The 22,958-nt window shown below is 64.2% G+C and carries 16 protein-coding genes; 3 read left to right on the forward strand and 13 right to left on the reverse strand.

The features are described 5' to 3' along the window. Nucleotides 1-17: 17 nt before the first annotated feature. From ruvX to DMP11_RS01230, 5 genes are all read right to left on the reverse strand, one after another. Nucleotides 18-434: a Holliday junction resolvase RuvX gene (gene ruvX, locus DMP11_RS01210; RefSeq protein ID WP_123184663.1), complete on the reverse strand. Its 417-nt coding sequence runs from the start codon at nucleotides 432-434 to the stop codon at nucleotides 18-20. Continuing rightward, a complete protein-coding gene (gene alaS, locus DMP11_RS01215; protein WP_123184664.1) occupies nucleotides 434-3,073 on the reverse strand; it encodes an alanine--tRNA ligase in 2,640 nt (879 codons plus the stop codon). The genes ruvX and alaS overlap by 1 nt, the downstream gene beginning before the upstream one ends. 128 nt (nucleotides 3,074-3,201) lie before the next feature. Further along, nucleotides 3,202-4,668, reverse strand: coding sequence for an AI-2E family transporter (locus DMP11_RS01220; RefSeq protein ID WP_123184665.1), 1,467 nt, complete (start codon nucleotides 4,666-4,668; stop codon nucleotides 3,202-3,204). A gap of 23 nt (nucleotides 4,669-4,691) precedes the next feature. After that, nucleotides 4,692-5,390 (reverse strand): DUF948 domain-containing protein, encoded by a 699-nt coding sequence (locus tag DMP11_RS01225; protein WP_123184666.1) that lies wholly within the window; start codon nucleotides 5,388-5,390, stop codon nucleotides 4,692-4,694. Nucleotides 5,391-5,536: 146 nt separating this feature from the next. Beyond that, the gene (locus DMP11_RS01230) at nucleotides 5,537-6,850 is read right to left on the reverse strand and encodes a replication-associated recombination protein A (protein ID WP_123184828.1); all 1,314 of its coding nucleotides are present in this window, start codon (nucleotides 6,848-6,850) and stop codon (nucleotides 5,537-5,539) included. Nucleotides 6,851-7,206: 356 nt separating this feature from the next. Between DMP11_RS01230 and DMP11_RS01235 the strand changes: the two genes are divergently transcribed. Next, entirely contained in the window at nucleotides 7,207-8,073 is an 867-nt protein-coding gene (locus tag DMP11_RS01235; protein WP_123184667.1) for an NAD(P)H-hydrate dehydratase, read from the forward strand. Here DMP11_RS01235 and acpS read toward each other — a convergent pair. The 6 genes from acpS to DMP11_RS01265 all read right to left on the reverse strand — a co-directional run bounded on the left by acpS (nucleotide 8,070) and on the right by DMP11_RS01265 (nucleotide 17,192). Continuing rightward, entirely contained in the window at nucleotides 8,070-8,597 is a 528-nt protein-coding gene (gene acpS, locus DMP11_RS01240) for a holo-ACP synthase (protein WP_123184668.1), read from the reverse strand. The two genes, DMP11_RS01235 and acpS, sit on opposite strands and share 4 nt — an antisense overlap. A 2-nt stretch (nucleotides 8,598-8,599) precedes the next feature. After that, complete coding sequence (gene glmS / locus DMP11_RS01245) at nucleotides 8,600-10,435, reverse strand: glutamine--fructose-6-phosphate transaminase (isomerizing) (protein WP_123184669.1); 1,836 nt, start codon at nucleotides 10,433-10,435, stop codon at nucleotides 8,600-8,602. A gap of 102 nt (nucleotides 10,436-10,537) precedes the next feature. Beyond that, on the reverse strand, nucleotides 10,538-13,030 hold the full coding sequence (gene pheT / locus DMP11_RS01250) for a phenylalanine--tRNA ligase subunit beta (RefSeq protein WP_123184670.1): 2,493 nt from the start codon (nucleotides 13,028-13,030) through the stop codon (nucleotides 10,538-10,540). Between the two features lie 72 nt (nucleotides 13,031-13,102). Further along, on the reverse strand, nucleotides 13,103-14,164 hold the full coding sequence (gene pheS, locus DMP11_RS01255) for a phenylalanine--tRNA ligase subunit alpha (protein ID WP_123184671.1): 1,062 nt from the start codon (nucleotides 14,162-14,164) through the stop codon (nucleotides 13,103-13,105). A 183-nt stretch (nucleotides 14,165-14,347) separates the two neighbouring features. Further along, nucleotides 14,348-15,463, reverse strand: coding sequence for a coiled-coil domain-containing protein (locus DMP11_RS01260; protein WP_123184672.1), 1,116 nt, complete (start codon nucleotides 15,461-15,463; stop codon nucleotides 14,348-14,350). A gap of 181 nt (nucleotides 15,464-15,644) precedes the next feature. Beyond that, entirely contained in the window at nucleotides 15,645-17,192 is a 1,548-nt protein-coding gene (locus DMP11_RS01265; RefSeq protein ID WP_123184673.1) for a polysaccharide deacetylase family protein, read from the reverse strand. 309 nt (nucleotides 17,193-17,501) lie between these two features. Between DMP11_RS01265 and uvrB the strand changes: the two genes are divergently transcribed. Next, nucleotides 17,502-19,619, forward strand: a complete 2,118-nt coding sequence (uvrB, locus tag DMP11_RS01270; protein ID WP_123184829.1) for an excinuclease ABC subunit UvrB — start codon at nucleotides 17,502-17,504, stop codon at nucleotides 19,617-19,619. A 20-nt stretch (nucleotides 19,620-19,639) separates the two neighbouring features. Next, nucleotides 19,640-21,265, forward strand: coding sequence for a DNA repair protein RecN (locus DMP11_RS01275; protein WP_123184674.1), 1,626 nt, complete (start codon nucleotides 19,640-19,642; stop codon nucleotides 21,263-21,265). Nucleotides 21,266-21,569: 304 nt separating this feature from the next. On the opposite strand, the gene coaE is transcribed toward DMP11_RS01275, so the two are convergent. Next, nucleotides 21,570-22,172, reverse strand: coding sequence for a dephospho-CoA kinase (coaE, locus tag DMP11_RS01280; RefSeq protein ID WP_123184675.1), 603 nt, complete (start codon nucleotides 22,170-22,172; stop codon nucleotides 21,570-21,572). A gap of 106 nt (nucleotides 22,173-22,278) precedes the next feature. Further along, entirely contained in the window at nucleotides 22,279-22,953 is a 675-nt protein-coding gene (locus tag DMP11_RS01285; RefSeq protein WP_123184676.1) for a hypothetical protein, read from the reverse strand. Nucleotides 22,954-22,958: the final 5 nt, after the last annotated feature.

The following is a 22,958-nucleotide window of genomic DNA, read 5'->3' on the forward strand; positions in this document are numbered from 1 at the left end:
CCATTCCTCCCTGCGGCTCAGGCGCGGGAAACCTCATCCAACCACGCCTGCAAAAAAATACTCGCCGCAATCATATCCACCTTGCCGCGCATTTCCTTCTCCGACAGCCCGCTTTCACGCAAACTCCGTTTGGCCTCGGCGGAACTGAGGCGCTCGTCGGCGAACTGCAACGGAAGCCCGGCCGCCTTGGCAACCGCCTCCGCCTGCGCGCGGATCTTCTGGGCCTGGGGCCCCTCTTCGCCCGCCATGGTGCGGGGCAACCCGCACAACAAAAGCTCCGGCTCCCAATCCTCCAAAAGCCGCTTCCAAGGCTTGGCGTTTCCCAGCACCTCGGGGGCAGGCAGCACGGCAACCGGCGAAGCAACGCGCGCACCAGGGTCGCTTACCGCAACCCCGATGCGCGCGTCTCCGATGTCAAGCGCCAATACGCGCATTACAGAATGTGCTCGCGGGCAATCTCCAGCGCCGCATCCAGGCCGGAGGCGTCCTTGCCGCCCGCCTGGGCCATGGCCGGCTTGCCGCCGCCGCCGCCCCTGATGGCAGGTCCCATGGCCTTGATGAGGGCGCCGGCGTCAAAGCCCTTCGCCACCGCCTCGTCGGTGCCCGCCGCCAGCAGCAGCGGCTTGCCGTCGGCCGTTTGGGCCGCCAGCACCACGGCCCCGGGCGCCGCCATGCGGGCCCGCAGCACGTCCCACAGGTTGCGCAGCGCGCCGCCTTCGGCCACCGCCGCCTTGCCGATGATCACCGGGTAGTCGGCCGGGGCCTCCTGCACCAGGGCCAACAGCGCGGAAACCTGATCGTCGGAGGCCGCGTCCTTGGCCCGCTTCCCCTTCTGGGTAAGCTCTTTGAGGGTTTTCACATTGGCGGCAACGCGGTCGGCCACATCGGCCACGGGCACTTTAAGCACCGCTGCCGCCTGCTTCAGCTCTTGCTCCAGCTTGTTCACATAAGCCAGCGCACCGTAGCTGGTAACCGCCTCCACGCGGCGCAGATTGGCACCCACGCTGGATTCGGAGGTGATCTTCATGAAGCCGATTTCGGCCGTGTTGGACACATGGCACCCGCCGCACAGCTCGCGGGAGAACTCGCCGGCCTCCACCACGCGCACCACATCGCCGTACTTCTCGCCGAACAGGCCGGTCACGCCGCTGGCGCGCGCCTCGTCCAGCGAGGTTTCGTACACGGTCATGGGGGTGGCGGCCATGACCGCGTTGTTGGCCACCCGCTCCACCTCGGCCAGCTGCTCGGCCGTGACCGCTTCGAAATGGGTGAAGTCGAAGCGCAGGCGATCGGGGCCCACATAAGAACCCGCCTGCTTCACGTGATCGCCCAGCACTTCCCGCAGCGCCGCATGCAGAATGTGGGTGGCGGTGTGGTTGCGCTCAATGGCGTGGCGGCGATTGGCATCCACCACCGCTACCACCGCGTCGCCCACCTTCACCGGCGCTCCTTCGTTGCGCACCGTGCACACCGAAAGCCCCTTTTCGGGCGCCTTGGTATCCAGCACGTACAGGCGGCCCTCGCCGTTCAGAATCTCGCCGGTATCGCCCACTTCGCCGCCCATCTCGGCGTAAAACGGCGTGGCGGCAAGCACCAACTCGCCCTCTTCGCCGGCGTTTAGCTGGACCACCCGCGCGCCATCTTTCACCAGCGCCGCCACCGTGGTTTCAAGCTGGGTGGCGCTATAACCCACGAACTCGGTGGGGCCAAGCTCTTTCAGCAGCTCAGCATGCACGCCGCCATAGGTGGACCATGCGGCCTCGGCGTCTTTGGCGCCGGCGGCGCGGGCACGGGCCCGCTGCTGCTCCATGGCCGCCTCGAAGCCCTCCATGTCAACGGCGATGCCCGCCTCGCCGGCAATCTCTTGGGTGATCTCTACCGGGAAACCGTAGGTGTCGTGCAGGGTGAAGGCGGTGTCGCCCGGCAGAACGGCCCCCTCAAGCCCCGCGAGGGCCTGGGAAAGATAGGCCTGCCCCTGGCGCAGCGTGGCGCCGAAGCGCTCTTCCTCCGCCAGGATGAGCTTGCGCTCCAACTCACGATTCTCCACGATTTCCGGGTACACGTCGCCCATCAGGCGCACGATCTCGTCCACGTAATCGTTCAGGAAGTGCCCCTCGATGCCGATGGAGTGGGCCTTCATGATGGCGCGGCGCAGCAGGCGGCGCAGCACGTAGCCGCGACCCTCGTTGGAGGGCAGGATGCCGTCGGCGATCATGAAGGTGACCGAACGGCTGTGGTCGGCGATGATGCGCAGCGCCAAATCGGCAGCCGCGTCTTCGCCGTAGGCCTTGCCGGAAAGCTTCTCCCCCACCGCAACCAGGCTGCGCAGCACGTCGGTTTCGTAGTTGGACTGCACCCCCTGCATGATGGCGGCCATGCGCTCAAGCCCCATGCCAGTGTCGATGTTCTTCGAGGGCAGCTCCTTCAGCGTGCCGTCCTCCTGGCCGTCGAACTGGGTGAACACGCAGTTCCAGTACTCCAGGAAGCGGTCGCAGTCGCAGCCGGGGGCGCAGTCGGGGCTGCCGCAGCCGAACTCCTCCCCTTGGTCGAAGTAAATCTCCGAGCACGGGCCGCAAGGGCCGGTGGGGCCGGCGCGCCAGAAGTTGTCGTCCTCTCCCAGCTTGGAGATATGGCTGGCGGGAACCCCCAGCTCTTTCCAGATCTCAATGGTCTCGTCGTCGTCCTCGAACACGGTGAAGTAAAGCTTCTCCGGCGGGAGCCCCAGCACGTTCACGGAGAAATCGTAGGCCCAGGCGCACATCTCCTTTTTGAAGTAGGCGCCGAAGCTGAAGTTGCCCAGCATCTCGAAGAAACTCAGGTGACGGCCCGTGGTGCCGATGATGTCGATGTCGTTGGTGCGAACGCACTTCTGCACCGTGGTGGTGCCGATGTAGGGGGCCTCCAGCTCTTTCTGGTGCAGGAAATAGGGCTTGAACTGCACCATACCGGCACTGGTGAGCAGAAGCGAGGGGTCGTCGGGAATCAGCGACGATGAAGGCATGCGCTTGCAGCCCTTGTCCTCGAAATAGGCAAGGTACTTCTCACGAATCTCAGCGGTGGTCATGTACTTCATTACATGCACGTCCTAACTATTCGAATGGGTTGGCGCACCGAAAGCGCCCGGCGGGGCGCTTTCCAGGGGCAGCGCGAACAGGGCCGCCCGAAACCATACCGACTTATTATATAGGCAACGGCTCAGGCTCAGTACTTCTTCTTCGTGAAACGGGCAAAGAACTTCCCCGCCTTTCCCATCTGGCGATCGTAGTCCTTGGCGCTGTAACTAGGACCGGTGGCGTCCATCAGGGGCTGGGGCACGTTGCCAGGGGTGTCCTCGAAGCCGCTCTTGAACAGCACCCCCTCTTCCGACACGATGCGCCGCCCGGTATGCTTCTCGAAGTAGTAAACGAAGAAGGACTTGGCCACGGCGGCGGCCGGGATGGAGGCCAGCATGCCCACCAGCGACCCCATGAGCCCGTCCATGGCACCGCCCAGGGCGCTGCCGATCATCAAGGCCAGCAAGGTGACCGCCGGATGCACGTCGCAGGAAGACTGCATGAGCCGGGGCGAGACGAAGGTGTACACGAACTGCTGGATGATGATGGCCGCCAGCACCGCGATAAGCGCGGCGATGGGGCTTTTGAACAGGGCCACCAGCGCCGCAACGACACCGCCCAGCCAGGGGCCGATGATGGGAATGATGTTCATGATACCGGTGATGGCCCCCAGTGCGGCGGCATTGGGGATGTCCAGCAGCAAGAACACCAAGGCGCAGGCAACGCCGATGATGGCGCACTGGATGATGGTGGCCTTGATGTAGCCACCCATCACCCGCGTGAAGGTAACGTGCCAGAAGGCGGCGTCCACCGCGTGCTTGGGGCCGATGATCAGCTTCGTTTCCCGCCCGATGGCCGGCAGCTGCAGCAGCACCCAAAAGGCGATGACCATGGCAAAGCCCAAAGCCATAAGGGCGTTAGCCAGAGCAGTACCAAAGCCCACGATGCCCTGAGCGCTGCCCTGGGCCAGCTGCGATGCGAAGCTGGCAGCGCTAGCCTGCACATCGCCTATCACCTGCTTCACCGTGTCGTCTTCAAGATAAATGCGATACTGATCGTACAGCGACATGAGCCAATCGGAAACCCCCTGCACGTAGCTGGGCATGCTTTGCATCAGGTCGAGGAACTGGCTGTTGAGGCCGAACATTGGCGAGAACAGCAAAAGCCCCACCAAGGCCAGCACCACGAACATCAGCACATAGGCCAAGGTGGTACCCACAATACGGCTGACGCCACGCTTTTCCAGCCCCGACACCACGCCCCGCAGGCAGAACACGATGACGGTGGTCCAGATGATGATGGAAGCCGGCAGGGCCAGCACGTGCAGCAAAAACACCACCGCAGCCGCCAGCAGGATGGCCCCCACCACCGTCCACACGTTCAGGAAGCGGTGCCGGGCCCGCTGCACCTTGTACTCCAGCCGCTCCCGCTCGTCGGGGCCGGCGGTAACCGGGCAGCTGGGGCCATCAAACTGGTAGGCGGCGGCTGCATCATCGAGGGTGCCGCATTCGGCAACGGCGGCCACAGCCGCAGAGCCCTCGGAATAAGAAGGGGCACCCGCCTCCGGGGCGGGGGCAGGTGCCGTGCTTTCACATGCGTCGGAACGCTTGCTCATGATGGAATCCTTGTCAGAACCGCTTATTTGTCAGTGACAGCGGGAGGGATGACGGTGTAACCGGGAATCTCGGCCGCCGGGGTGTCGGCGCCCGCAGCGCTCACCACCGCATCGGTGAGGCCGTCGGCGGTTTTGTCCAGCTGCTCGCCTTTGGCGGCGTCGTAGGCGCTGCGCTCTTCGCGAGCCGCCTTGCGATCGGCCATGCGGGTCTTCTGCTGGGAAACGGCATCGGTGGCGGCATCGGCGGCAGCGTCCACGAAATCCGCCACCGTGGTGCTCTTCTTGGCCTCGGTCTGCCCCAGCTTCACCGATTCGTCCGAAGCGTAGCGCGGCTTGAAGCGGGAGCGCATCTTGTTGGTAACCGAGTTCACCAGCTCCACCGGCGCGGAGGTTACCGTGTCAACGGCGTCCATGGTCTTGCTCACCGAGCCGGTGATCTGGCCCACGTCCTCAAGAATCTGGTCCACTCTCATGATTTCGAGATTGGCAGCGTCCACCGTGAGGGCAACGCGGTCCATCAGCGGATCCACCTTCGCGGTTACCGGCACCACCGATTCGGAAATCTTGTTCACGTTGGCCAGGGTGGGAAGCAAATCCTTCTCCACATTGGTCACGGTGCCGCGCGCCTTGCGCACCAGCATGGCCAACTCCACCACAAACCAAATGAGGGCAATGCCCACCAATGCGAACACGATGGGCAGCAAAATGTCGAAGAAGTTCATGTCAAACCTCCTTGGGGCCTTTCGGAAAACCCAACTATAGCAGAACCTGTGGGAATTTTACCCAAGTGGGAATTAGGCGGCGCACGGCCACCTTTATACGTTACTTATCTGTATGGACGAAGATTTACCGCCGAAAGAGGGGGATGTCAAGAATCCGCCCGGTCGCGGGCGGTGGATTCCACCCGCCATGCCTCCCAGCCGCGGGGACTCGGATGGTAGAAATCCCCTTTTTCCAAGCCGTCGGGCAGGTAGCGCTGGTTCACCCAGCCCCCCGGGTAATTGTGGGGGTACAGGTAGGTGCCGTAGTCCTCCGAACCGGGGCGGTGGCGGTCACGCAGACAGTCGGGAACCGGCCGCAAGGGGCCGTTGCGCACTTCCCGCAGCGCCGCATCGATGGCGGCCTCGGCCGCATTGGATTTCGGGGCCAAGGCCAGATAAATGGCCGCTTGGGCAAGGTTGATGCGGCATTCGGGGTAGCCAATCACCTCAGCCGCCCGAAACGCGGCCTCCGCTACCAGCAGCGCCTGGGGGTCGGCGTTGCCGATGTCCTCCGAAGCGGCGATGTACATGCGCCTGGCGATGAACTTAGGATCTTCCCCGCCATCGATCATGCGGGCCAGCCAGTACACCGCGGCATCCGGGTCCGACCCGCGCATCGACTTGATGAAAGCGGATATGATGTCGTAGTGCATGTCCTTGTTCTTGTCGTAGGGCAGCGCCCGATGGGGGTTTGAGGTGCGCACCATGGCCTCGGTTATGGCGGCGGGCGCCTCCGGGGTTCCCGGCGGCTGCAGGCCGGCCGCCAGCTCCAGCGTAGTGAGGGAGGCGCGGCCGTCCCCGCCCGAAAGGGTGACGATGGCCTCCAGCGCCTCCGGCTCCAAAACGTAGGCACCGGCCAGGCCCCGCTCGTCGGTTACGGCCCGCCCCACCAGCTGGCGCACCTCTTCATCGGAAAGCGAGGACAGCTCCACGATGCGGGAGCGAGAGATGAGCGCCGAGTTCACCTCGAAGAAGGGGTTTTCCGTAGTGGCGCCGATCAGCACCACCGAGCGATCTTCCACCGCGTGCAACAGCGCGTCCTGTTGGCTGCGGTTGAAGCGGTGGATCTCGTCCACGAACAAGATGGTGCGAAGGCCCCCCATGGCCAGCCGCTGCTCGGCGCTGGTTATCTCCCGGCGAAGATCCGCCACCGTGCCGCCGATGGCGGAGACCTCCACGAACACCGCCTTCGTTGTGGCGGCCACCACGTGGGCCAGCGAGGTTTTACCAGTGCCGGCCGGGCCGAACAATATGACCGAGCTCAAGGCGTCCTGTTCGATGGCGCTGCGCAGCCAGCTGCCGGGACCCACCGCTTCGGCCTGCCCCACCACCTCGTCCAAGGTGCGGGGCCGCATGCGCACCGCCAGGGGCGCCACGCTCAATTTCTTTTCGGCTTCAATCTCAGCAAATAAAGTTTCCATGGGCACCATCATAGCAGACTATCGGGCTGTTTTACGCAAAACCAGAACAAATGTTGGGGTTACAGACAGCACATCTTAAGAATTGTTTAGATTGCCCCGGGGCATTTTCATAATTTGAGCACCCCTCCGTCATTTCCTCTCCAAAGGTGGTTTCTATAATAGGTGACAAGCAAATGAGGTCTTTCCCCTCCTTACTCATTTGCCTGCTGTTAAGAAAAACAGCGCGGTTGTTCAAACAGCCGCACGTCCCCTCCTTCTGGACCGGCGCCCCTCTCCCCTCAATGGCGCCGGTCCCTTTCTTTTTTGCGGTATCCTTGAAGCGCACATCTACCGTTTCCCGAATGATGAGAGGCCCCATGGCAGAGCATTGGCCCGCCCAGCAGCTAGCTGGCGCCCTTCCCCCGCTGAACCCGCTAGCAAACAAGTACACCCGCGGCCACCTGCACGTGGTGGCCGGCTGCAGCCGCTACCCCGGCGCCGCCGCTCTGTGTGCCGCCGCAGGCCAGAGGGCCGGCGCTGGCTACACTTCGGTGGCCTGCAGCCCTGAGGCCGTCGCCCTCGTGCGTGCCTTCCGCCCGTCGCTGGTGGCCTCGAGCTGGGACGACTGGAACTGGAACGCGGTGGCCGCCGCCCCCCGCCATCCGGCGGCGGCGGTGGTGGGCCCCGGGTTCGACGGCGAAGACGATACCTGCTGTCGCCTGGCTTTAGAGTCGCTGACGGAAGCGGCCACGCCGCTTCTGCTGGACGGCGGGGCCCTGCGGGCCCTTGCCACCCCCTACGGCCTTGCCCGGGCCCAGGCGCGTGGCCGGGCGCAGCGCGGGCCCCTGGTGCTGACGCCCCACGGGGGCGAAGCGGCCGCCTTGGCCCGGGCGGCGGGCATCGATGATGCTTCCCCCGCCGAGACGGCCTCGGCCCTGGCCCGTGCCTTCGGCGCCATCGTGGCGCTGAAGGGGCCAACCACCTTCATATCCGATGGGCAGCGGCTGGTGGAGGTGAACGAGGGCACCGCCGCTTTGGCAAAGGCGGGCACGGGAGATGTGCTGGCCGGCATCATAGGCGCCCTTCTGGCCCAAGGGGCAGAGCCCTTTGCGGCGGCCGTACTGGGATGCACCCTCCACGCCTGGGCCGGCAACAGCGCAGCCGCCTCGCACGGGCTGCGCTCGGTGGTGCCCGAAGACGTCATCGAAGCGCTTCCGGACGCCTTCAAGCAACTGGAGGGCTAAATCTCGTCCAAAAAGGAGCGGGCCTCCTTGAACTGGGCCGCCAGCTCTTCCATGGGGTCTTTGCGCTTCTCTTGGGCCTCCACCGATTTTTCCGTGATGGCCAGGGCGCACGCCACGCCCTCGCTATGGGTGTACGAAATGGAGAGCGGCATTTCCCGCACCCCCATCTGGACGGCGATTTCCTGGGCACGGCCGTGCAGCGCCACCACGGGCCGCCCCTTCGCATTGCGCTGCACCTCCACATCGCGGTAGGCGATGCCTTCCGAGAATCCGGTGCCCAGCGCCTTCAGCACCGCTTCCTTGGCGGCGAAACGGGTGGCATAGTGGGCGGCCCGGTTGGAGGTGCCGTCGCAGTAGGCGCGCTCTTCGGGGGAGAACACCTTCTCCGCAAAAGAGGGGGTGCGCTTCAAAATGGCCTCCATGCGGGCCACTTCCACCACGTCCACCCCCAGCCCCACCGCATCGGGGGCCATCTTTATGGAAGCGGCCTCGGCCAAGGTTTTTTCCAGCTGCTTGCGTCCCATGTCTACTCCACCGTAACCGATTTGGCCAAATTCCGCGGCTGGTCCACGTCGCAACCGCGCTCAAGGGCAATGCAGCGGGCGAACATCTGCAGCGGCACGCTGGCGGTAATGGGAGAAAACGCGTCGCGCACCTTCGGAATGTAAATTACGTGGTCAGCGTGGCGCTTTATCTCTTCGTCCCCCTCGGTGGCAACGGCCACCACCATCGCCCCGCGGGCGCGGGACTCCTGCAGGTTCGACACCACCTTGTCGTACACCGGCCCCCGGGTGGCGATGGCGATGACCGGGAACCCTTCGTCGATGAGCGCAATGGGACCGTGCTTCATCTCGCCGGCCGGGTAGGCCTCGGCGTGCAGGTAGCTGATTTCCTTCAGCTTCAATGCCCCCTCGTAGCTGATAGCCGAGCCCATGCCGCGGCCGATGAACAGGGCGCTGGTGGCATCGGCGCAGGCCCGCGCCGCCTCCTGTATGGCGGAATCGTCAGCCAGGATGCGCTCCACTTGCTCGGCGGTGTCGGCCAATTCGCTGAACAGCAGCTTGATTTGGCGGGTGGTGAGGGTTCCGTGGCTCTGGCCCAGCAGCAGCGCCAGCAGCGTGAGGGAAACCACCTGCCCCAAGAAGCTCTTGGTGGAGGCCACGGCAATCTCCTTGTTGGCCTTGGTGTAGATAACGCCGTCGCTTTCGCGGGCGACGGGGCTGCCCACCACATTGGTGATGCCGAACACTTTGGCCCCCTTCACACGAGCGTCGCGAATGGCCGCCAGCGTGTCGGCCGTCTCGCCCGACTGGGAAACCGCCACCACCAGCGTGGTGGGGGTGATGATGGGGTCGCGGTAGCGGAACTCGCTGGCCACCTCCACCTCGCAAGGGATGCGGGCCCACGCCTCGATGAGGTTCTTCGCTATCAGGCCGGCATGGTAGCTGGTGCCGCAGGCGATGATGTACACCCGGTCCACCAGGTGCAGCTCTTCAGAGGACATGTCCAGCTCGTCGATGGAAATGGAGCCGCCGTCCAGCCGGCCCGCCAGGGTGTCGCGGATCACCCGCGGCTGCTCGTGGATCTCTTTCAGCATGAAATCCGGGTAGCCGCCCTTTTCGGCGGTGTCCATGTCCCAGTCGATGTGGGTGATAGGCGGGTTCACGGGGTTGCCGGCCGCGTCGAAGAAATCCACCCCGTCGGGGCGCAGGCGAGCCACCTGCCCGTCGGAGAGCACCACCACATCGCGGGTGGCGTCTATCATGGCGATGATGTCGGAGGCCACGTAGCTCCCCTGGGCCCCCACCCCCACCACAATGGGGGAATCCTTGCGGGTGACGGCGATGGTGCCCGGTTCGCGGTCGCACACCACCGCAATGCCGTAGGCGCCCACCAGGCGCCCCGCCGCCATGGATAGCGCCGCCGTCAAATCGGGGCAACCGGCCTTGAAGGCCTCTTCCAGCAGATGGGCGATAACCTCGGTGTCGGTGTCGCTGCGGAAGGTATGGCCGGCCGCCTTCAGCTCTTCCCGCAGCTCGGCAAAGTTCTCGATGATGCCGTTGTGCACCACCGCGATGTCCCCGTCGCAGGACACGTGCGGATGGGCGTTGGCCTCAGACGGGCGCCCGTGGGTGGCCCAGCGGGTGTGGCCGATGCCGCAGGTACCCTTGAAGTTGAAATGGGAAAGGGTGTGCTCAAGCTCGGACACCTTGCCCTTGCGGCACACCACCTCCAGCGCCCCTTCCGGCTGCAGAATGGCAACTCCGGCCGAATCGTAACCGCGGTACTCCAACCGCCGCAGCCCCTCGATCAAAACGGGCTGGGCGGCAATGCTCCCGGTGAACCCCACGATTCCGCACATAACAATCCTTTCCCGCACGGACGGCCGCCAAGCGGCGCACCGGCCCCAAAAACAAAAGCGGCGCACGCCTTGTTCGGTATGCGCCGCTGTGGAACTTACCCGCTAGCCGCGAACTTCCGCCCCCGTGGCCCCCTGCACTTTCGCCTGCAACTTGGCCACCGTCTTTTCCACTTCGTCGCTGGTAAGCGTGCGCTCGGGCGAGCGGAACACCAGCTTGAAGGCCATCGACTTCTTGCCGGGGCCCACCTTCTCCGCATCGCGAAACACGTCGAACAGCTGAACGCTCTCCAGCAGCTTGCCGCCGGCCGACTTGATAACCTGCCCCATGCGCTCGGCGGTCACGTCCTCGTCCACCACGAAAGCCTGGTCGATTTCAATCGGCGGGAAGCTGGGGACGTCCACGTAGGGCCGTGCGGCGTTGCGGCTCTTCTGCAGGGCGCCCAAGTCAAGCTCGAAGGCGGCCACCGGCCCCTTCGCCTCGAAAGCCTCGCAGGCGCGGGGGTGAATCTCCCCCACCCAGCCAAGGGCGGTGCCGCCAGCCACAATGGACGCAGCGCGGCCCGGCTGCAAAAAGGGGGCCTCCTCGGAAGAGAGCGGGGCGAAGCGCACCTTGAAAAGCGCCAGTTCGCGCACGAGGTTTTCCACCACGCCCTTCGCGTCGAAGAAGTCCAGCTGCACCGGCGCCGTGTTCCAGCCGGCCCGCTGCAGGCTGCCCGCCAGCACGCCGGCCACCTTCTGGCGCTCTTTGGGCTTCTTGCGCCCCTCGGCGGTGCTGAACACCGTGCCCATCTCGAACAGCTGCACGTCGCTCACGCCGCGGGCCTGGTTGTAGGCCACCGACCGCAACAGCCCCGGAATGATGGACTGGCGCATTACCGACTGGGCGGAGTTCAGCGGGTTGATCAGCTCTACCGGCAAAACCCCCGCCTCGAAGGTCATGCCCAGCCGCTCCATGTCGGCTGGATCGGCGAAAGAGTAGGTCATGGTGTCGTTCAGACCGCTGGCCCGCAGCGTGGCCACCACAATGTCGTTGGCCAGCGCCGCCGCCGTGCGGGTGCCGAAACGGCCGCGGCCACCGGGAAGCGTAGCGGGGATGCGGTCCATGCCCCAAAGCCTCAGCACCTCTTCGTAAAGGTCGATTTCCCGCTCCAGGTCGGGGCGGAACGTGGGGGCCACCACCTGCAGGCGATCCCCCTCGTTGTCCTCCACGGCGCAGCCGAGGCGCTTCAAAATCTCCACCACGATGGCGCGGGGGATGTTGGCCCCCATCATCTGGCAGAAGCGAGAAATGCGGAACTGCAGCTGCTTGGGCTCGGTCTTCTTCGGCCAGGCGTCCACCAAGCCCTCGTTGTTGGTGATGGCGTACACCACTTCCCCGCCGGCCACTTCCACGATGAGGGCGCAGGCGGCAGCCGAGCGCACGTCGATGCCGTGGTCGTCCACGCCGCGCTCGTAGCGCATCGAGCTTTCGCTGAACAGCCCCAGGTTGCGGCTGGTGCGGCTGGTGCGACCCGGACAGAAGGTGGCCGCCTCCAGCAAGATCTCGGTAGTGCCCTCGTCCACTTCGGTGGCGGCGCCGCCCATCACGCCCGCCAGGGCGATGGGGCCGGCGTCCGGGGTGGCGATAACCGTCATGTCCGGGGTGAGAACGCGGTCAACGCCGTCGAGGGTTTCCAGATGCTCCCCTTCTTCGGCGGCCCGCACCATAATGTTGGCGTAACCGTGGGCGTTGCGCACCTTGGCCAAGTCAAACGAATGCAGCGGCTGGCCGAACAAAAACAGGATGTAGTTGGTGACGTCCACCACGTTGTTGACGGAGCGCTGCCCGATGCTGGCCAACCGCTCCACCAACCAATCGGGGCTGGGACCCACCTTCACGCCGCGAATGATGCGGACGGTGTAGCGGGGGCAGCGATCCGGCTCGGGGATGGTGATGGACACCGTGGAGTCGATGGCCCTCCCCTCGCGCACCGGCTGCATCTTCTCGGCCATGGAGTTGAGCGGGTTGCGGTACGGGATGCGGTACATCGCCCCCACCTCGCGGGCCATGCCCACCATGGACAGGCAGTCAGGGCGGTTAGGGGTTATCTCCAAATCAAGCACCATGTCGGTGAGCTGGGCGTATTCCGCATAGGGAACCCCCACCGGAGCGTCCTCAGGCAAAATCATGATGCCGGAATGATCGGAAGAGAGCCCCAGTTCGCGGGCAGAGCAGTTCATGCCGCAGGAGGCCACCCCCCGAAGCTTCGACTTCTTGATCTTCACGCCACCGGGCAGCTCGGCCCCGGGCAGCGCCGTCACAATGTGGTCGCCGGCCTCGAAGTTTTGAGCGCCGCACACCACGGTGATGGGCTGGGGGTTGCCCTCCTCGTCCAGATTGCAGGCCCCCACGTCCACCGTGCACACCCACATGTGGTCGGAATCGGGGTGCGGCTCCTTGGCAAGCACCTGCGCCGTCACCACGTGCTCGAAAGTGGCTCCCAGCGTCTCCACCGCCTCCACGCCGGTGCCGGTGAGGTCCAACCGGTCACAGAAGGCCTTCAGGTTGCTGGGCACCTCAACGTATTCCGAGAGCCACTTCAAAGATACTTTCATCTGTCCATCTCTTTCCTGTACCAGCGCCCGGCCGGCGCCGGGGCTAAACGCGCGTAGAGGGCCGGAGGGCCGTTAGAACTGTCGCAAGAAGCGCATGTCGCCTTCCAACAGCATGCGCAGGTCGGGCACGTTGTACTTCATGCAGGCGGCCCGCTCCACCCCCAGCCCGAAGGCGAAACCGGAATACACTTCCGGATCGATGCCACTCATTTCCAATACGTTGGGGTCCACCATGCCGCAGCCCAGAAGCTCCAGCCAACCGGTGCCCTTGCACATGCGGCAGCCCTCGCCGTGGCAGATGCCGCAGCTCACGTCCACTTCGGCCGAGGGCTCGGTGAAGGGGAAGTAATGGGCGCGGAAACGGGTTTTGCGCTCGGGGCCGAACAATTGCTTGCAGAAGTAATCCAGCGTGCCCTTGAGGTCGCCGAAAGTGATGCCCCGGTCTACCACCAGGCCTTCTATCTGATGGAACTGCGGAAGATGGGAGGGGTCGGCCACGTCGCGGCGGTACACCTTGCCGGGCGCAATGACGTAAATGGGCAGCTCTTCGTCCTCCATGGCGTGCACCTGCACGCCAGAGGTTTGGGTGCGCAGCAGCACCTCCGACTCGCCGCGCACCGCCGCAGCAGCGCCGGACAGGTCGCGCACGTAGAAGGTGTCCTGCATGCTGCGGCTGGGATGGTCGGCCGGGGCGTTCAACGCCTCGAAGTTGTAATAGTCGGTTTCCACCTCGGGGCCGGTGGCCACCGAATAGCCCAGCCCCAGAAATACCTCAGAAATCTCATCGATGATGTTGTTGATGAGGTGGCGGGTGCCGATCACCTGGGCGCGGCCGGGCAAAGTGACGTCCACCGCCGCCGCGTCGATGGCCTGGGCCATCTCCTGGGCGGCCAGCGCCGTCTTGGCCTGGGCCAACGCCTCTTCCACTGCAACCCGGGCGGCGTTCACCGCCTTGCCAACCTGGGCCCGCTCTTCCTTGGGCACGCTGCCCATCGAGCGCAGGTATGCGGTGAGGGTGCCGGATTTGCCCACCACCGCAACGCGTATCGCCTCCAACTCAGCAGATGTGCCGGCAGCGGCGATGGCGGCCAGGGTGTCGGCCTCAAGCTGAGCCAGTTCTTCCGTAATAGCCATTCGGACCAAAGCCTTTCTGTAGCCCCGTTATGGTTTTCGCTGCCCCATGCGGGGGCAGATATGCTCCACCGTGAAATACGCCCCATCGTGCGGGGCGTAACAGGTAACAACGAAGTATAGCAAAATAGCGGGGTAACTGGGCAAAAACACCGCGTCGAACTGCGGACGCCACGTAAGCGGTACCTAACCCAGAATGCGGTAGCTCACCTTCCGGCGGCCCCAGTCCTCGGCAGTGGGGTACCCCAGCTTGGCGTACACGCCCGGTTGCAGGTCAAGCGAAGTGATGCCGCCCCCCATGTAGCCACAGTCGTTGATGACGGCCAGCACCGTGACGCCGCCGTAGGATATCTCCACCTTTTTGCCGAAGTAACTGCGGTAGTTGGGCCAGGACATGGGGACGGCCACCCCCATGGTGCCGGGGCCGCACTGACTGCCGTTGGCGGTGGTGCCCACCACGTTGTAGGCGGTGGCCCAACCGGTTTGCCAGCCGGCGCCGCTGGGAGCCGACGAACCGCCGGAAGAACCTTGGTTGCCGCTGTTGCCGCTGTTGCCAGAGCTGGAATCGCCCCCCTGGTTGGCTTCCTGCTCCGCCTTCGCGGCCGCTTCGGCATCCTTGGCCGCCTGCTCTTCGGCGGCCTTGCGGGCCTCTTCCTCCGCACGGGCGCGGGCCAGGGCTTCCGCCTCGCGGCGCAGCTGCTCCAAACGGGCCGCTTCCGCCGCCTGGGCGTCCGCCAGCTGGGCTTCGGCGCCGGCCACCACCGCCTGGGCCTCTTCGCGCTTCTGGTCCAACGTGTCCTTCAGCGCTTCCTGGGTGCTCATCTGGGCGTTCAGGGCGTCAATGGCCTCGTCGAAGCGCTCTTTGTTGGCCTTCTGCTCCTCAATCACGCTGGCATGGTGCTCCATGATGCGACTCATGTAATCGAGGTTCTTCAGAAGGTCGGAGAAGCTATCGGACTCCAGGATGATGGTGAGCAGCGACACGTTGGTGTCGTGACGGTATTCGTAGTTGGCCGCCTCGCTGATGGCCGCCTGCCCGTCGATGACCGCCTGCTGGGCCGCCATGGCCTCGTCGGCGGTCTCGTTTATTTGGGTTTGCAGGTCCTCGATCTGCTGCTGGATTTGAGCATACTCTTCGGAAATGGCCGCCACCTGGGCTTCGGCGCTGTCCAGGGCCCGTTGGGCCTCGTCCACCGAAATGGCCAGCGAACGGGCGGGCACAGCGCACAACACCAGCAGGGCGCACAAGGCAACCCTGCCGAAGGCAACGAAAGCGGATATGACGTTTTCCCGTTTGGTCACTGAGGCCTTTTCCTGTTTTCCACAATATGGATAGCGCGCTGCAGCGCAGCGGCATATCCCAGGTAAAAGCAGGTTTTTCATTTAAGTGGTATCGTTTTCCGCTCTAACCTTGAGGGGTAATCATCCCTAAACACGCCGTAAAATGCAAGCAAATCGTCCATAAATTCACAAGCGGCGCCGACTACATGTCCTCCGGATTGTTGTAGGCCAGAAGCTCGTCGATGGTCACGAACCTATAGCCCTGCTCCTTCAGTTTCGGCAGGCATTCGGCCAGCGCCTCAACGGTTTCGCTGCGATCGCCACCGCCGTCGTGCATCAGCACGATGTCGCCGGAGCCGGCCTTCATCAGCTGCTTTTCCACTTCGTCGGTGCCCGGCCGGCTCCAGTCCATGGTGTCGATGTTCCAACCGATCTCGAAGGTGACGTAGGGTTCGAGGGTTTTCAGGATGTCGCCGTCGAAGTTGCCGCCCGGCGCGCGGATGACGGTGGCGGGCACTTGGCCGGTAACCGCCTCAATGGCGTCGTAGCCCTCGGTTATCTCGGCAATTTGGTCCTCCGGCTTCATGCGGGTAAGGTCCACCCCGTTGCCGTCGCCCTTGGCATGATCGCGGGAATGGGTGAGAATCTCGTGCCCCGCATCGAAGACGCGCTTCACCTGGTCGGGAGCGTTCTGGATGCAGTTGCCCACCGTGAAGAACGTGGCCTTGGCATCGTTCTGTTCCAGGATGTCGAGAATCTGGCGGGTGGTGTCGGGGTTGGCCCAGGGGCCGTCGTCGAAGGTGAGGGCAATCACCTTGTCGCCGCCGGTATCGGCGTTGTAGCACTTCAGCTGGCCGTCCACCGGCTCTTCGGTCATCTCGTCCACCTGAACGCCCGACTCCGCCCCCGTCTTGCGGTTCATCTTGCCCGGAGTGCCGGCGATGTAAGCGTGGATGGCGCCGGTGCCGGTGCGCTCCACGCCCGACGGGGCCGGCAGCTCCTCGGTAGTGAAGTCTTCGGTGGTGTCGGCGCCGTTTTGGAAGGCCACCTGAGCGCCCTCTTGCAGCTGCAGGGGCCCATCGGGCGCGGCCTGCCCGTTTACGTTGACGCTGTAGGGCTCGCCGCCCCCCTCCTCTATTACGGAGCCGTCGATGGCTAGGTGGTTTCCGTGGACCGGTGCTTCCATGCCGGCGGCAACGGCGGCGTCTTCCAGCTGCTGGGCCGTGACGTTGGGGGCCACGCTCACCGCGATGCCGTTCACCGTCACCGAAACCGGCGCCGGGTTAAAGTGCGCGAACGCCGCCACACCGGCGACCGCCAGCACAAGGGTCGCCACCACCGCGCCGGCGACCGCTGCTTTTCTGCGGCTTTTCCGGGGGCGCGGCTCGTAGGGGTCTACCGTGGGGGGTTTCGAGCCGGGCCAGCGCACGTCGGCGGGGGCCGCAACGTCGGAGGCGGTGGTGTGCACCGGCTCCCTCATGTGATCGCGCTGTTCGGCGGCTTCTTGGACGCCATGGGCCACGTGGGGCGTAGGGGAAGAGCCGAGGGAGGAAACGCGGGGAATCTTCCCCGTACTGGCCGCATTGCCGTCGCCCCGTGGCTGTTCGGCGGGGCCTTGCCCTTTGTCGTCAGCAGAAATGTCGGCATCCACCCGGGGAAGCTGGGCGTCGAGCGCGGCGCCCACAGAACCTTCGTGCGCCGTCTCATCGCCGGCGCTTGGGTCGAACTCCGTTTCGTGCTGGTGGTACATGGCGCAAAACCCCTCAATCCTTCATTTCTGCTACGTTTTCAAACTGGGCGCAGCCCCTGCGCTTTCACGTGCTTGTCTTCTGTTGCTTGCACGGCGAAATTCTAAGGCGCCGGCCCTGCGCCAAACCATATTCACAACGAACTGTAAATAAGAATTTAAGATTGTTGCCATAGAGCGTCCACGGGATGGCCACAATTGCCGACGGTTCCTTTTCCGCCAGCTTGACCAGTGGTACCATTCAAACATTCGTTCGTAATAGTTCAGGAGGCATCGTTGAGTTCCCATCTGAGCAATATCGAGGGCGCCCCCATGGAAGGCAAGCTGCCGGAAGTGAGGCTGGCCTCCACCCCCTTGGAAGTGATTTCCCCCTACCGCCCTTCCGGCGACCAGCCCCAAGCCATCGAAAAGCTGGCCCGCGGCATCGGAGAGGGGCTGCGCTACCAAACCCTTCTGGGGGTGACCGGCTCCGGCAAAACCTTCACCATGGCCAAAACCATCGAGGCGGTGCAGAAGCCCACCTTGATCATGGCCCCCAACAAAACACTGGCGGCCCAGTTGGCTAGCGAGCTCAAGGAGTTCTTCCCCAACAACGCCGTGGTGTACTTCGTCAGCTACTACGACTACTACCAGCCGGAAGCCTATGTGCCCTCCTCTGACACCTTCATCGAGAAGGACGCCTCCATAAACGAGGAAGTGGAAAAGCTGCGCCACGCCGCCACCAGCGCCCTGCTGTCGCGGCGCGACGTGATAGTGGTGGCATCGGTGAGCTGCATCTACGGCATCGGCAGTCCCATGGACTACGCCGGCATGGCGGTGTTCGTGGACAAGCAGGTGCCCCAGGAGCGCGACGACGTTATCCACCAGCTGATCGACATCCAGTACGATCGCAACGACTACGAGCAGAAACGCGGCACCTTCCGGGTACGGGGCGACTCGCTGGACGTATTCCCCCCTTACGCCGACCACCCGCTGCGCATCGATTTCTGGGGGGACGAAATCGAATCCATCGCCGAAATCGACCAGGTGACCGGCGAGGTGCTGGGCACCTACGAGGCGCTGCCCATCTGGCCCGCCTCCCATTACGTCACAGCGCGGCCGAAGATGGACAAGGCGCTGGGCACCATCCGCGACGAGCTGCGCGGGCGGCTGGAGCAGTTCAAAGAGGAAGGCAAGCTGCTGGAGGCGCAACGGCTGGAAATGCGCACCGCCTATGATTTGGAAATGCTGGAAACCATGGGATTCTGCAACGGCATCGAGAACTACTCGCGCCACCTGGACGGCCGCGCCCCCGGCGAGCCCCCCTACACGCTCATAGACTACTTCCCCGACGACTTTCTCTGCATCATCGACGAGTCCCACGTGACGGTGCCCCAAATCCGCGGCATGCACGAGGGCGACCGCTCCCGCAAGATCACGCTGGCCGAGCACGGCTTCCGGCTGCCCAGCTGCCTGGACAACCGGCCCTTGCGCTTCGATGAGTTCGAAGCGCGGATTCCCCAGTTCGTGTACGTTTCCGCCACCCCCGGCGACTACGAGGAACGGGTGACCCAGCAGCAGGTGGAGCAGATCATCCGCCCCACCGGGCTTTTGGATCCGGAAATCGTGGTGCGCCCCACCTTGAGCCAAATCGACGACATCATCGACGAGGCGAAAGAGCGCACCCAGCGCAAAGAGCGGGTGCTCATCACCACCCTCACCAAGAAGATGGCCGAAGACCTCACCGACCATCTGTTGGACCGCGGCGTGAAGGCCCGTTACATGCACTCCGACATCGCAACGCTGGAGCGGGTGGAGATATTGAGCGACCTGCGGCGCGGCGAATTCGACGTGCTGGTGGGCATCAACCTCTTGCGCGAGGGCCTCGACTTGCCGGAGGTCACTTTGGTGGCCATCTTAGACGCCGATAAGGAAGGCTTCCTGCGCAATCACCGCTCCCTCATCCAAACCATCGGCCGCGCCGCCCGCAACGTGTCCGGCCAGGTAATCATGTACGCCGATCGCATCACCGATTCCATGAACCGCGCCATCACCGAAACCCGACGCCGTCGCGAAATCCAGATGGCCTACAATCAGGAGCACGGCATAGAGCCCCAAACCATTCGCAAGGCCATCAACGACATCATGGGCTTCGTGGAGCAAGAGGCCGGCAGCCGAAGCGCCGAGGACATCAACCGCGAGCTGGCGTCGTTCTCCCGCGAGGAGGTGCTGCGCATGATAGCCTCGATGCAGGAGGACATGAACTCCGCCTCCGCCGCCATGGACTTCGAGGAGGCGGCCCGTCTGCGCGACGAAGTGGTGCGGCTGAAGGCCAGCGTAGAGGGCACCGACGAATCGGCGGCTCTGAAGGAGCTGAAGAAAACCGCCCGCAAGGGCAGCGCGTTCGGCAACCGCAAGAACGCCGCCTACGGCTCGGCCCGCCGCAGCTAGCCCGGGACAGGAACAGGTATATGATCGACGAACTGCAGGTTTCCAACATCGCCCTCATCCGGGAGGCCACCCTGGCCCCCTCCCCCCGTTTCACGGTGCTCACCGGCGAAACCGGAGCGGGCAAAACTGCCTTGCTTTCCGCCTGCCGCCTGCTGATGGGGGCACGGGCCGACAAGACTCTAGTGCGGGAAGGGGCCGAAAGCGCCACGGCGGCCGGCCGGTTTTTCCGCGGCGACGAAGAAACGGTGGTCATCCGGCGGCTGTCGGCCGACGGGCGCTCGCGCGTGAGCGTGAACGGGCATATGGCCGCAGTGGGCGAACTTGCCCAGCTGGTGGCCCCCGCCATCGACCTCTGCGGCCAGCACGACCAGCAGCAGCTCACCGACGTGGCACGGCACCAAGCGCTGTTCGACGGCTGGGCCCATGAGGGGTTGGCAGAAGCACTGCAGGGCTACGAGCACGCATGGGAGCAGCGCCAGCAGGCGCAGGCGGCCTTGAGCCGGCTCACCAGCGCCGCGCAGCAATCCGAAGCGGCCATCGCCCAAGCGCGGGCCGACCGCGACCGCATCGAAGCGGTCGACCCCCTCGACGACGAATACGACGACCTTTTGGGCCGCACCCAACGGGCCGAGCACGCCGAAGCCCTCATGGCTGCGGCGCAGGCGGCCCATGGGGCGCTGGCAGAAGAAGAGGGCGCCCTCGATGCCCTCAACAGCGCCATCTTCGCCCTGGACGGGGTCGCAGCGGCCGATGCAGCCTTGGCGGACTTCGCCAAACCGCTGAAGGAGGCGGTGTTCCTGGCAGAAGACGCCGCCCGCGACATCGCCCGTTACCGGGAGGATTTGGACTTCAACCCCGAAGAGATGGCCCTGCTGCAATCAAGACTGCAAGAGCTGCAGGCGCTGATGCGGCTGTTCGGCCCCACATTGGCCGACGTCAACAAGCGCCGCCGCGAAGCCCAGCAACTGCTGGAGTCCATCGACTGCAGCGATGAACTGGTAGAGAAGGCAAAGTTGCAGCTGAACGCGGCCAACAGCGCCTTGAGCGAGGCGGGCCGCGTCCTGTCCGCAGCCCGCCACGGCCAGAAAGGCACCTTCGAGCAGCAGATCAACGAAGTGCTGGAGCAATTGGAAATGAAGGGCGCCCAACTGGAGTGCCAAATGGCCCCGCTGCCATTCGAGCAATGGACCGCGAACGGCCCGGACGCCATAGAGTTCCTGTTCTCTCCCGGCAAATCCCTCACGCCGCGGCCCTTGGCCCGCATCGCCTCGGGCGGTGAGCTGTCCCGCGTGATGTTGGCGCTCAAAGTGGTGATGGGCCAGGCCGACCCGGTGGACACCCTGGTATTCGATGAGATAGACGCCGGCGTGGGCGGCGCCACCGCCCACGCGCTGGGGCGCTTGCTGGCGCAACTGGCGGAAACCCACCAGGTGATCGTGGTTACCCACCTGGCGCAAGTGGCCGCCTTCGCCGACACCCATTACGTGGTGGAGAAAACCGACGGCGACGCCCCGGAAACCCTCATGCGCCCCGTAACCGACGCCGCCCGCATCCAAGAAGTGGCGCGCCTGCTGTCCGGCAGCCACACCGCCACCTCCCTAGCCCACGCCGAAGAACTCCTCGCCTCCGCCCAACAAGAGCGCTAACCAAACAGCAGCAAGCTCATCCAGACAGGCGAACGAAATTCGTAGGGCCGAGATTCTATCTCGGCCTATACGGACAGCCCGTATGAGGCAGCGGCTTCAGGCAGAGATAGAATCTCTGCCCTACGAATTCGACCTGCATTAACATTGTGGCTGGGCCGGTTGGGCGGGGCGGAGCGAGGTAAGGTAAAGCCAAAGGAGTGCCGAGACTACAGGCTCGGCGCGACAACGCGTCGAGCGCAGCCCCGTCCAACCGGCCCACCCTCCAAAAACCTGACGTTATCCCCGTCCCCTGTCATGGGGGGGGTTACAGGTTGTCGGCTTTGTATTGGCTCCACCAGCTGATTACCTGGTTAGCAAGCTCTTCTTTGGTGCCGTCGTTGTTGAACACCACATCGGAGGATTGGATGCGGTCGGCATCGGTGATTTGGCGGGCAATGCGACGGCGCACGTCCTGCTCGTCGAAGCCGCTGGCCACCGCCCGCTCGATGCGGGTTTCCATCGGGGCCAGCACCGCCAGCACCACGTCGGCCGAGTAAGCCAGGGACATCTCGCGGTTCTTAAACACCGAGTACTCCACCACAACCGCCGGCACCCCTTCGGCTTCCAGCTCATCAACGCGGTCGGAATAGGCCTCCTCGATGCGGGGCATGGTGATGCGGTTCAGCTTGCGAGTTTCCGAGGCGGAAACGAAGGCCTTGGCCGCCAGCGCCTTGCGGTCCACTTCCCCATCGGGGCCCATAATGTCGGCGCCGAACTCTTCGGACAGCTCCTCTTTCACCACAGGCCAGCGCAGCACGTCGTGGCCCACCTTGTCTAAATCGATGAAAGGCAGCCCCTGGCTCACCAGCGCCTGCGTGGCGCAGGATTTTCCGGCCCCCATACCACCTACGACGAAAATCTTTTTCATAGCGCGTCTCCCTCCCCTTTTCTCGATGGCGTTTCCCCAAAAAAAGCGGGCCCGCGAGCAGTTGACTCGCGGGCCCATGCGTTTCAACTATGGTAACGATAGCCGATTATCCCAGCGGGTTCTTCAGGAAATCGAAGCTTGCCTTTATCTCATCGGCCACCGACTTGAACTCCCCCACCACTTGGGCGCCCTCCCGGTACACCTCGTTCATGTCTTTGGTGGCCTCGGTAACACCGTCGCGGGAAATGTTGAGGTCGAACTCCTTTTCGTCGGAGGCGCGAATCACCTCTACGCCCGCCTCGCCGTCCTCGTCTTCCTGGTCGTCGTCTTCAACGTAGTAGTATTCCTGCTGGTTGCCGTCGTCGTCGAGCAGGATGAAGCCAATCTCGTTGTCGTCCTCGTCCACGATAACCGCGTAGATGTCGCCGTCCTCGATTTCCATCTCGATGACTTCCGCTTCCAAATCATCGTCGTCTTCGATGGCGTAGCCCTCGCCGGCCAAATCGCCGTCTTCCTGGTTTTCAGCCGCCACCTCGTCGTCGAAGCTGGGAACGTAGGCATCGGAGCCTTCCGGCACGCCGCCGTTATAGCCGTCGTAGTCGGCCTCGTTATGGGTGGAGAAGGGCTCGTAGGCGCTTTCCAAGTCGGACTCCATGGCGCCGGCGCCCAGAATCTCATCCTCGTCGCCCTCGAAATCTTCAAGCTCCGTTTCCTGATCGGTCCACTCGGCCTCGGTTTCCCCGGTTTCCTCCATACTCTCCAGCTGCTCGTCCAAATCCATGGCGC

The sequence above is a fragment of the Parvibacter caecicola genome (genome assembly GCF_003725335.1).
Taxonomy (GTDB): domain Bacteria; phylum Actinomycetota; class Coriobacteriia; order Coriobacteriales; family Eggerthellaceae; genus Parvibacter; species Parvibacter caecicola.